We start from the raw sequence: 10,360 nt of genomic DNA, 5'->3' as shown, positions 1-10,360 counted from the left end.
GGGGTAAAATCAGGTGAGGTCGGCCATCAGCACTTTTGAGCGCCGCTGATAGTTGTACATCTCTTTTTTACTTTCCGGCAGTGACTCGATATCTACCGGCGTAAAGCCGCGCTCCTGGAACCAGTGGATGCTGCGGGTGGTTAACACGAACAGTTTTTCCAGCCCCATCTGCCGTGCCTGAAGCGCCACACGCTGCAACAGCATCTCACCACGTGAAGAGCTGCGATAGTCCGGATGCACCGCCACACAGGCCATTTCGCCAATCTTCTCATCCATAAAGGGATAGAGTGCCGCACAGGCGATGGTCAGGTTATCTCGCTGAATGATGGTGAATTTATCGATCTCCATCTCCAGCTGCTCGCGTGAGCGGCGAACCAGAATGCCCTGCTGCTCAAGCGGCCGGATCAGTTCGAGGATGCCGCCAATGTCGTTGATGTTGGCGCGGCGGATCTGTTCTGCCGACTCCATCACGATCTGCGTACCGATACCGTCGCGAGAAAAGAGCTCCTGCAACAGCGCGCCATCTTCCTGATAGCTGATCAGGTGGCTGCGGCGGACTCCGCTGCGGCAGGCTTTCACCGCCCCCCTCAGGAAGCGCACCGTGCCGGAAAGGTAGTCACCCTCCTTTTCAATCTCGTCGATGCGGGCCTGCGCATCGTTCGGGAAGAGTTCAGAAATGATCTCGCCGTCGCTGTTCAGCACGCCCTGCTCAGAGCAGAAGCCGATCATTTTTTCCGCTTTAAGTTTGATCGCCAGCTGGGTAGCGACCTCTTCGGAGGTCAGGTTAAAGCTCTCGCCGGTCACGGAAACCGCCACCGGGCCAAGCAGCACAATGGCGTCGTTATCCAGCTGACGATGAATCGCCGCCTCATCAATACGACGGATGCGGCCGCTGTGACAGTAATCCACGCCATCATCCACGCCCAGCGGCTGAGAAATGATGAAGTTGCCGCTCACCACATTGATATGCGCACCCTGCAGCGGCGTGTTGTTCAGACTCATCGAGAGGCGGGCCGTAATATCTAACTGCAGCCGGCCGGCCGCCTGTTTTACCAGCTCCAGGGATTGCGCGTCGGTCACCCGGGTAAACTTATGATAAACCGGCTCCAGCTGCTGCTGCGCCAGACTGGCATCAATCTGCGGACGGGCACCATAGACCACCACCAGACGGATACCCAGGCTGTGAAGCAGGCCGATATCATTGACGATGCCGGAGAAGTTCTCATGCTCAATCGCCTCGCCACCCAGCATGATGACAAAGGTTTTACCCCGGTGGGCATTGATATAGGGAACGGTATGGCGAAACCCCTGAACCAGCTCGGTACTACGTTCCTTCACGGCCAACCCTCAATGAATGTTTATTCGTATTTTTTGTATTTTTATGCTTTTGCGTGCCATTTTGCAAGCCTTAATCCTGACGAAAATTTACGTTTTTCTGAGTGTCAAAGCCGCTAACAGCCTGCATTATTTAGGTTTTCCGGGGTGACATCATTCCGGGGATTGGATAAAGTTTTCGCCGCCATTTTATTAACTGGCGCTTTTTTAGACATTACTCAGCAGCTGGAGCGGCATGTCAGACGTTAATTCCCATTTTTCACGCAGACGATTTTTACAGGGGACAGGCGCCTTACTGCTGTTAAGCGTCAGCCGCACCGGGCTGGCGGCAAAAAATCACATTGTGGCCGTGCGTATCTGGCCCTCATCGACCTATTCACGGATGACGCTGGAGTCCAGCGTTGAGCTGAAATATAAGCAGTTTGCGCTGAGCAATCCTGAACGCCTGGTCATAGATATTCAGGGCCTGCACCTTAATCCGGTCCTGAAAGGGGTCAATAAACTGGTGCGGGTCGATGATCCCTTTATTAAACATGCCCGGGTCGGCCAGTTCGACAGCGACACGGTTCGCGTCGTTCTCGAACTAAAGCGCAACGTTTCGCCGAAGATCTTTAATCTGGCCCCGGTCGCCGGAATCAATCACCGGCTGGTGGTGGACCTCTATCCGACCCAGAACCAGGCGGAAGACGATCCGCTGCTGGCGCTGCTGAAAGATTATAATCAGGGCGCGCTGGAGAAAGACGCCGGGGTTCAGGCCCCTCTGCCGGGCAGGGCGGGACGCGATCGACCGATTGTCATCATGATCGATCCGGGGCACGGCGGGGAGGATCCGGGCGCGCACGGCAAATATAAGACCCGTGAAAAGGATATCGTGCTGAAGATCGGACGGCGGCTTAAAGCGCTGATCGATAAAGAGGCCAACATGAAGGCGTACATGACGCGCAATGAGGATGTCTTTATTCCGCTGCGCGTCAGGGTTGCTAAAGCCCGCAAACAGCGCGCCGATCTCTTTGTTTCCATCCATGCAGATGCCTTCACCAGCCGGGCGGCACGCGGTTCGTCAGTCTTTGCCTTATCCACCAGCGGGGCAACCTCCGCCGCGGCCCGTTTTCTGGCTCAGACGCAGAATGAATCCGATCTGATTGGCGGCGTCAGCAAAAGCGGTGACCGCTATCTCGATCACACCATGTTCGACATGGTGCAGCGTCAGACGATCCATGACAGCCTGAAGTTCGGTAAAGAGGTGCTGCATCGCATGGGCCGCATCAACCATCTGCACAAGCGCACCGTCGATCAGGCGGGATTTGCCGTGCTGAAAGCTCCGGATATCCCCTCTATTCTGGTGGAAACGGCGTTTATCAGTAACGTGGAGGAGGAGCGGAAGTTACGCACCACCCGCTATCAGCATCAGGTTGCGGAGGCGATTCTGAACGGCATCAAAGCCTATGTGGAGAGCGGGGCCGCGCTGGCGCATCGCTAATTAACGTGCGGGTAGCCCCGGTTATCCGCAGACTTTTCGCCGTGGAAAGAGAGAAAACAGAAGAGAAGGGGAAGGGCAGAAACAAAAAACACCCTTTCAGGTGTTTAAATAGTGGTTGCGGGGGCCGGATTTGAACCGACGACCTTCGGGTTATGAGCCCGACGAGCTACCAGGCTGCTCCACCCCGCGTCCGTCATGCGCTTTGCGACTTTTTATTTTCTGACATCTGTGAAACCGCTGCAAAGATGTGGTTGCGGGGGCCGGATTTGAACCGACGACCTTCGGGTTATGAGCCCGACGAGCTACCAGGCTGCTCCACCCCGCGTCCGTCTTGCGCTTTGCGACTTTTCACATTGTCACTTCTGCCAGAGTGCTACAGAAGTATTGGTTGCGGGGGCCGGATTTGAACCGACGACCTTCGGGTTATGAGCCCGACGAGCTACCAGGCTGCTCCACCCCGCGTCCGTGGAAGCGCACTATACTCTCCGCGCTGATTGATGCAACCCCTTTTTGCAGATAAAAGCCAAATTAACAGCCAGTTGCTGAAGGATTCCCCCATCTGGCTAATTATTGAACTGTTCCGCGCGAGGTCAAAGCGGATGCATTTCATTCTGCCGGGGGCTTTGCTATCGTCGCGGGGCGAACAGTTATAAAAAGAGAAGAGAATGAAATTACATTGGGTGAAGTATGCACTCACTGGCGCGTTGATTACGCTGCTGGCGGCCTGTAGCTCTAAACCGACCGATCGCGGTCAGCAATATAAAGATGGCAAACTGGAACAGCCGCTGGCGCTGGTGAATCAGCCCAATGCCAAAGGCGCGCCGGTCAATGGCCGGGACTTTGGCGAGCAGGTTCGTCAGATTCAGTCCGCTTCCTCTGCGCTCTATGGCCGCCAGAACGGCACCTACAGCGCGATTGAGAGCTGGCTGATGGCGGGCGCCGACACCCGCCAGCTTCGTCAGTACGGGCTGAACGCCTGGCAGATGGAGGGCACGGATAACTACGGTAACGTGCAGTTTACCGGTTACTATACGCCGGTGGTGCAGGCGCGCTACACCCGTCAGGGTGAATTCCAGTATCCGATTTACCGCATGCCGCCGCGTAAACGTGGTGCAAAACTCCCGAGCCGCGCCTCTATCTATAGTGGCGCACTCGATGACCGCTACATCATCGCCTACAGCAACTCGCTGATTGATAACTTCATGATGGATGTGCAGGGCAGTGGCTACGTCGACTTTGGCGATGGTCGCCCGATGAGCTTCTTTGGTTACGCCGGTAAAAATGGCTGGGGCTATCACAGCATCGGTAAGGAGCTGATCGATCGCGGTGAAGTGAAGCGCGAAGATATGTCGATGCAGGCGATTCGCCAGTGGGCGCAGGAGCACTCGCCGCAGGAAGTGCGTGCGCTGCTGGAGACAAACCCCTCTTTCGTCTTCTTTAAGGCGGAGCCTTTCACGCCGGTGCGCGGTGCCAGTGCGGTGCCGCTGGTGGCGAAAGCCTCTGTGGCTTCTGACCGCTCCATCATTCCGGCAGGCACGGTGCTGCTGGCTGAAGTGCCACAGCTGAATGAGAAGGGCAAATTCAACGGTAAGTATGAGATGCGTCTGATGGTGGCCCTCGACGTGGGCGGTGCGATTAAAGGGCAGCACTTTGATATCTATCAGGGTATCGGCCCGGACGCGGCGCATCTGGCGGGCTTCTATAATCACTACGGACGCGTCTGGGTGCTCAAAGCCGCGCCGGGGGCCGGTCAGCCGCTGTTCTCCAGCCCGCAAAACGGCAACAGTGGTTCACTGCTTCTGGGCGCTAACTGATTTCTTCTCTGCGGGCCTGCGGGCCCGCACGACGTAACAGGTTCAACTATGAAAGTGTTAAACGACGCCTGGCATCAGCGCTTTGGCGGCACGGCGCGTCTTTATGGTCAGGATGCGCTGCAACGGTTTGCTGACGCTCACTTCTGCGTGATCGGTATCGGTGGCGTCGGCTCCTGGGCCGCAGAGGCGCTGGTGCGCACCGGCATTGGCAAAATTACCCTGATTGATATGGATGATGTCTGCATCACCAATACCAACCGGCAGCTTCATGCGCTGCAGGGCAACGTCGGTAAGGCGAAAACAGAGGTGATGGCTGAGCGTCTGCGCGCCATCAATCCTGACTGTGACGTGATCTGCATTGATGACTTTATTACGCCTGATAACACCGCTGAACTGATGGCAGCCGGTTTCGACTACGTGATTGACGCGATCGACAGCGTGCGGCCTAAAGCGGCGCTGATCGCCTGGTGTCGCCGCAATAAGATCCCGCTGATCACCACCGGTGGCGCAGGCGGGCAGATTGATCCCACCCAGATCCAGGTCACCGATCTGGCGAAGACCATCCAGGATCCGCTGGCGGCAAAGCTGCGTGAGCGACTGAAAGGTCTGGGCGTGGTGAAAAACAGCAAAGGAAAACTGGGCATCGACTGCGTTTTTTCCACCGAGGCGCTGGTCTATCCGCAGGCGGATGGCAGCGTCTGTGCGTCACGCGCCACGGCAGAAGGGCCAAAGAGAATGGACTGTTCGTCTGGCTTTGGTGCGGCCACCATGGTGACCGCCAGCTTTGGCTTTGTCGCCGTTTCGCACGCGCTGAAGAAATTTCTGGCGCGCGCAGCCCGTCAGGATGCCGTCAGCGCCTGACGCGCGGCCTGCCGGACCGCGTCGGCCAGCGCCTGCAGGCCGCTGCTGCGTGAAGCACTGAGCTGAGCGCGCAGTCCCAGCGTATCAAACAGCGTCAGGGGATCGTCTGCCAGCAGATGGTCAGGCATCCGGCCCTCAACGGCGGTCAGCAGTACCGCCAGCAGGCCACGTACGATGCGTCCTTCGCTGTCACCGTAGAAATGCAGCGCGCCATCCTCACGTAGCTGGCTGCCCAGCCAGACCCGGTTTTCACAGCCGCTCAGCTCAATGTCCGCGGTTTTCAGCGCCTCCGGCAGAGCCGGCAGCTGACGACTCAGCTGAATCAGCTGACGATAGCGATCTTCCCACTGATGAAAGTGGCTGAAACGCTCTGTCAGGCTGGCAACGGTAATCTGCTCGCCAAACGGGTGTGGCGCTAACAGCGATGAACACATAATCAAAACTCCGATAACAGCGCGACGGCGCTCTTCATGGCGCGCACCAGCGCATCAACATCCTGCAGGTTATTATAGGGGGCAAAAGAAGCCCGCAGCGTGCCGCTGACGCCCAGCGCCGCCAGCAGCGGCTGCGCACAGTGCTGACCGGCCCGCAGCGCGATGCCCTGTTCGGCCAGCAGCGTCACCAGATCGCTGTGATGCTGATCGGCAAGATCAAAGGCCAGCAGGCTGGCACTGCCACAGCGGAAGCTGCGGAAACCCGGCAGCTCCGCCAGCTGCTCCTCGGCCAGCGTTGCCAGCTGCTGGCTCCAGCGCTCCATCTGCGTCAGGTCGTACTGCGACAGCCAGCTCAGCGCGGCACTTAAGCCCACCACGCCCGCCACATTCGGTGTCCCTGCCTCGAAGCGCCACGGCACCGGCTGCGGCGTAAAGCCCGTGAAATCGACATCGGTAATCATCTTGCCGCCGCCCTGCCAGGGTTCCATCGCCTCCAGCAGTTCAGCTTTACCATAGAGCGCACCGATGCCCATCGGCGCGTAAATTTTATGGCCGGAAAAGGCATAAAAGTCGATATCCAGCGCCTGCAGATCGGGCGGGCAGTGCACCACCCCCTGCGCGCCATCGACCATCACTCTGGCACCCACATCGTGCGCCAGCTGAATCGCCCGGGCGAGATCGGGACAACCGCCAGTGACGTTCGACATCTGGCCGAGCGCCAGCAGGCGGGTGCGGCGGTTCAGCAGGGTGGGCAACAGGCCGATATCGGGCAGCCGGTCCGGCCCTAAGGGCCATTTCACCACGCGCGCACCGCAGGCCTGGGCGGCCATCAGCCAGGGCACCAGGTTTGCGTGATGCTCTGCTTCGCTGACCACAATCTCGTCGCCGGGCTGTAAGCGCGGACGCAGCCAGCTGTTTGCCACCAGATTGATCGCTTCGGTGGTGCCGCGTGTCCAGACGATCTCACGATCGTCCGCGGCGTTAAGCCAGCGGGCAACCTGCGATCGCGCCTGCTCATAGCGCTGGGTCAAAGCCTGCGCGGCGGTAAACTGACTGCGGTGCACCGTGCCCGCACTCAGGCTGTAAAACTGCTGTGTACTCTCAATAACAGCCTGGGGTTTCAGCGTAGTCGCTGCGCTGTCGAGATAGACACCGGCGTCGGCGAGTGCGGGAAACTGCTGGCGAAATGCGGTGGGATTAAATGCGGTCATGCCTGGCCCATAGTGTGAATAATCAGGACCACACTGAAAGCGTGGTCGGCGTCTGGCAAAGCTGGAAAAGCGCGTTATGCTGAATATTGCAAGGTTTGAACCAAACCCGCATAACGATCGGACGTTCACTGGTCGATCTCACTTATCGGCTGCCTCTGGTTAGCGTAACGCGGGTGGTTTGATGCAATCAATCTACAAGGAGATAGCAGATGAATAAACTTACCGCAGTGCTGGCCGTGTGTACTCTGGCTTTTACCCTGGCGGGCTGTTCAAGCAATTACGTGATGCATACCAATGATGGACGCACCATTGTTGCTGATGGCAAGCCTAAGGTTGATGATGATACCGGTATGATCAGCTATAAAGATGCGAATGGCAACGAGCAGCAGATTAACCGTACTGACGTCAAAGAGATGGTTGAGATGGGCCAGTAAGCAGCAAAAAAAAGCACCGCAATTTGCGGTGCTATTTAAAATCACTATGGACAGACAGGGTAAATCTACAGGAATTAAGAGTTCGATCCGCAATCGTCGGATCAAAAAATTGCAAACACAACATCACGACCACAAGCCAAAAGCTTTCAGAAAATCTGCGAACTCACTCACAAATCTAAAAACTTTTCGTTCCGGCTCAGGAAGTGCGGCAACTATAGGTATTTGCTGGTGGTTCCTCAACGGACAAATTATAATGCCTCGGATTAAAAATTCTAATACGTAAACGCTTTGTATAAGCCCGCGTATTTTTCGCCGATCCGGATACGGAAAACCATGTCGAAACGCCTTCCTCCTCTTAATGCACTGCGTGTTTTTGACGCGGCTGCGCGTCATCTCAGCTTTACCAAAGCCGCTGAAGAGCTGTTTGTCACCCAGGCAGCTGTAAGCCATCAGATAAAGTCTCTGGAAGATTTTCTCGGGTTAAAGCTGTTCAGGCGGAGGAATCGTTCGTTATTACTGACCGAAGAAGGACAAAGCTACTACCTCGATATCAAAGAGATCTTCTCGGCGATAAACGAAGCGACCCGCAAGCTGCAGGCGCGCAGCGCCAAGGGGGCGCTGACCGTCAGTTTACTGCCGAGCTTTGCCATTCAGTGGCTGGTTCCCCGTCTCTCCAGCTTTAATATGGCTTATCCGGGGATCGATGTGCGCATCCAGGCCGTAGACCGCGACGAAGAGAAACTGGCCGACGATGTTGACGTGGCGATCTTTTACGGACGCGGTAACTGGCCGGGGCTGCGGGTGGAAAAACTCTATGCCGAATATCTGCTGCCGGTCTGTTCACCGTCGCTGATGACCGGCGATAATCCGCTGAAAACGCCGATAGACCTGTCGCGCTTTACGCTGCTGCATGACGCCTCCCGCCGTGACTGGCAATCCTATATCCGGCAGCTCGGCCTGCAGCATATTAATGTGCAGCAGGGGCCGATCTTCAGCCACAGCGCCATGGTGCTGCAGGCGGCGATTCATGGTCAGGGCGTGGCGCTGGCAAATAACGTCATGGCGCAGAGCGAAATCGAAGCGGGGCGGTTAATCTGTCCGTTTAACGACGTCTTAGTCAGTAAAAATGCTTTTTATCTGGTTTGTCATGACAGTCAGGCAGAACTGGGTAAAATAGCGGCCTTCCGACAGTGGATCCTGGCAAAAGCCGCAACCGAACAAGAAAAATTCCGCTTTCGTTACCAACAATAACATCTTGATTTGTTTGCATTACGATGCAAAAGCACCCTGAGGATCGGTTAATGTCCAGTCGTGCCATGTTTGTTTTTGCGGCTATCAGCGGTTTTCTGCTGGTGGCTTTTGGCGCATTTGGTGCCCACGTTTTACGTCAGTCGCTGGGCGCGGCTGAAATGGCCTGGATTCATACCGGGCTGGAATATCAGGCTTATCATACGCTCGCGGTGATGGGCCTGGGGGCGGCGATGTTGCGCCGTGCCAATATCTGGTTTTACTGGAGCAGTGCGCTGATGGCGCTCGGCACCGTGCTGTTCAGCGGCAGCCTCTACTGTCTGGCGCTGTCGCATCTGAAGTTTTGGGTTTTTATCACCCCCGTGGGCGGAATCTGTTTCCTCGCCGGTTGGGTATTGATGTTGATTGGCGCGCTGCGTCTTAAACGAAAGGCAGAACGCCATGAATAAAGTTTTACTCTATTGTCGTCCCGGTTTTGAAAAAGAGTGCGCGGCGGAAATCAGCGCCAAAGCGGCAGAACGTGAAGTCTACGGTTTTCCGCGGGTTAAAGAGGATGCCGGCTATGTGCTCTTTGAGTGCTATCAGTTTGAAGATGCTGAGCGTCTGGTGCGGGAACTGCCGTTTCAGGAGCTGATCTTTGCCCGGCAGATGCTGGTCGTGGGCGAACTGCTGCGTGACCTGCCGCAGGAGGATCGCATTACGCCGATTGTCGGTATGCTGACCGGCGTTGTTGAGAAGGGCGGCGAACTGCGTGTTGAAGTGCCGGACACCAACGAAGCCAAAGAGCTGACCAAATTCTGCCGTAAGTTTACCGTGCCGCTGCGTGCGGCCCTGCGTGAAAGTAAGATCCTGCTCAACTACGAAAGCCCGAAACGGCCGGTGGTGCATGTCTTCTTCATCGCGCCAGGCACCTGTTATGTCGGCTACTCCCTGCCGGAAAACAGCTCGCCGTTTTACATGGGGATTCCGCGCCTTAAGTTTCCATCGGATGCGCCAAGCCGCTCCACCCTTAAGCTGGAAGAGGCATTTCACGTCTTTATTCCGGCCGATGAGTGGGATGAGCGCTTAGCCAGCGGCATGTACGCCGTAGATCTGGGTGCCTGTCCGGGCGGCTGGACCTATCAGCTGGTCAGACGCAGCATGATGGTTTACGCGGTCGACAACGGTCCGATGGCCCCGAGCCTGATGGAAACCGGTCAGGTGATGCACGAAAAAGCGGACGGTTTTAAGTTCCGTCCGCCACGCACCAATATCAGCTGGCTGGTGTGTGACATGGTGGAGAAACCGGTTCGCGTGGCAAATCTGATGGCCGACTGGCTGGTCAACGGCTGGTGCCGTGAAGCGATCTTCAACCTCAAGTTGCCGATGAAAAAGCGTTATGAAGAGGTAACGCAGAATCTGGCGATGCTTCAGGAGAGGCTGAATGAGAACGGCATCAACGCTCAGATCCAGGCGCGTCAGCTCTATCACGATCGCGAAGAGGTGACGGTGCACGTCCGTCGCATCTGGGCCGCCACAGGGGGGCGTCGCGACGAACGTTAAT

At 56.7% G+C, this 10,360-nt stretch carries 10 protein-coding genes and 3 tRNA genes; 7 read left to right on the top strand and 6 right to left on the bottom strand.

The window, feature by feature from the left end; translation table 11 throughout:
* Window positions 1-9: 9 nt before the first annotated feature.
* Entirely contained in the window at window positions 10-1,338 is a 1,329-nt protein-coding gene (gene argA, locus S7A_RS00640) for an amino-acid N-acetyltransferase (protein WP_009087010.1), read from the bottom strand.
* A 232-nt stretch (window positions 1,339-1,570) separates the two neighbouring features.
* Between argA and amiC the strand changes: the two genes are divergently transcribed.
* On the top strand, window positions 1,571-2,815 hold the full coding sequence (amiC, locus tag S7A_RS00635) for an N-acetylmuramoyl-L-alanine amidase AmiC (RefSeq protein WP_009087009.1): 1,245 nt from the start codon (window positions 1,571-1,573) through the stop codon (window positions 2,813-2,815).
* Between the two features lie 112 nt (window positions 2,816-2,927).
* On the opposite strand, the gene S7A_RS00630 is transcribed toward amiC, so the two are convergent.
* The 3 genes from S7A_RS00630 to S7A_RS00620 form a co-directional block, all read right to left on the bottom strand.
* Window positions 2,928-3,004: transfer RNA gene (locus tag S7A_RS00630), tRNA-Met, on the bottom strand.
* Between the two features lie 59 nt (window positions 3,005-3,063).
* Window positions 3,064-3,140, bottom strand: a tRNA-Met gene (locus S7A_RS00625).
* Window positions 3,141-3,200: 60 nt separating this feature from the next.
* A tRNA-Met gene (locus S7A_RS00620) sits at window positions 3,201-3,277 on the bottom strand.
* A gap of 203 nt (window positions 3,278-3,480) precedes the next feature.
* Between S7A_RS00620 and mltA the strand changes: the two genes are divergently transcribed.
* Together mltA and tcdA are read left to right on the top strand one after the other, a co-directional pair.
* The gene (mltA, locus tag S7A_RS00615) at window positions 3,481-4,629 is read left to right on the top strand and encodes a murein transglycosylase A (RefSeq protein ID WP_009087006.1); all 1,149 of its coding nucleotides are present in this window, start codon (window positions 3,481-3,483) and stop codon (window positions 4,627-4,629) included.
* Between the two features lie 48 nt (window positions 4,630-4,677).
* Window positions 4,678-5,490 (top strand): tRNA cyclic N6-threonylcarbamoyladenosine(37) synthase TcdA, encoded by an 813-nt coding sequence (gene tcdA / locus S7A_RS00610; protein ID WP_009087005.1) that lies wholly within the window; start codon window positions 4,678-4,680, stop codon window positions 5,488-5,490.
* Here tcdA and csdE read toward each other — a convergent pair.
* On the bottom strand, window positions 5,469-5,924 hold the full coding sequence (csdE, locus tag S7A_RS00605; RefSeq protein ID WP_009087004.1) for a cysteine desulfurase sulfur acceptor subunit CsdE: 456 nt from the start codon (window positions 5,922-5,924) through the stop codon (window positions 5,469-5,471). The genes tcdA and csdE overlap by 22 nt on opposite strands.
* 2 nt (window positions 5,925-5,926) lie before the next feature.
* The gene (csdA, locus tag S7A_RS00600) at window positions 5,927-7,135 is read right to left on the bottom strand and encodes a cysteine desulfurase CsdA (protein ID WP_009087003.1); all 1,209 of its coding nucleotides are present in this window, start codon (window positions 7,133-7,135) and stop codon (window positions 5,927-5,929) included.
* 209 nt (window positions 7,136-7,344) lie between these two features.
* On the opposite strand from csdA, the gene S7A_RS00595 reads away from it, so the two are divergent.
* The 4 genes from S7A_RS00595 to rlmM all read left to right on the top strand — a co-directional run bounded on the left by S7A_RS00595 (window position 7,345) and on the right by rlmM (window position 10,359).
* Complete coding sequence (locus S7A_RS00595; RefSeq protein WP_009087002.1) at window positions 7,345-7,569, top strand: YgdI/YgdR family lipoprotein; 225 nt, start codon at window positions 7,345-7,347, stop codon at window positions 7,567-7,569.
* Between the two features lie 333 nt (window positions 7,570-7,902).
* Window positions 7,903-8,820 carry a transcriptional regulator GcvA gene (locus tag S7A_RS00590; RefSeq protein ID WP_009087001.1) on the top strand — a complete coding sequence of 306 codons (918 nt, stop codon included), beginning with the start codon at window positions 7,903-7,905 and terminating at the stop codon, window positions 8,818-8,820.
* Window positions 8,821-8,870: 50 nt separating this feature from the next.
* A complete protein-coding gene (locus S7A_RS00585) occupies window positions 8,871-9,266 on the top strand; it encodes a DUF423 domain-containing protein (protein ID WP_009087000.1) in 396 nt (131 codons plus the stop codon).
* Window positions 9,259-10,359: a 23S rRNA (cytidine(2498)-2'-O)-methyltransferase RlmM gene (rlmM, locus tag S7A_RS00580; protein ID WP_009086999.1), complete on the top strand. Its 1,101-nt coding sequence runs from the start codon at window positions 9,259-9,261 to the stop codon at window positions 10,357-10,359. Before S7A_RS00585 ends, rlmM begins: the two co-directional genes overlap by 8 nt.
* Window position 10,360 lies beyond the last annotated feature (1 nt).

The organism is Pantoea sp. Sc1 (genome assembly GCF_000255315.1).
In the GTDB taxonomy this organism is placed as follows: domain Bacteria; phylum Pseudomonadota; class Gammaproteobacteria; order Enterobacterales; family Enterobacteriaceae; genus Pantoea; species Pantoea anthophila.
This window is presented reverse-complemented; position numbering and strand designations above follow the sequence as displayed.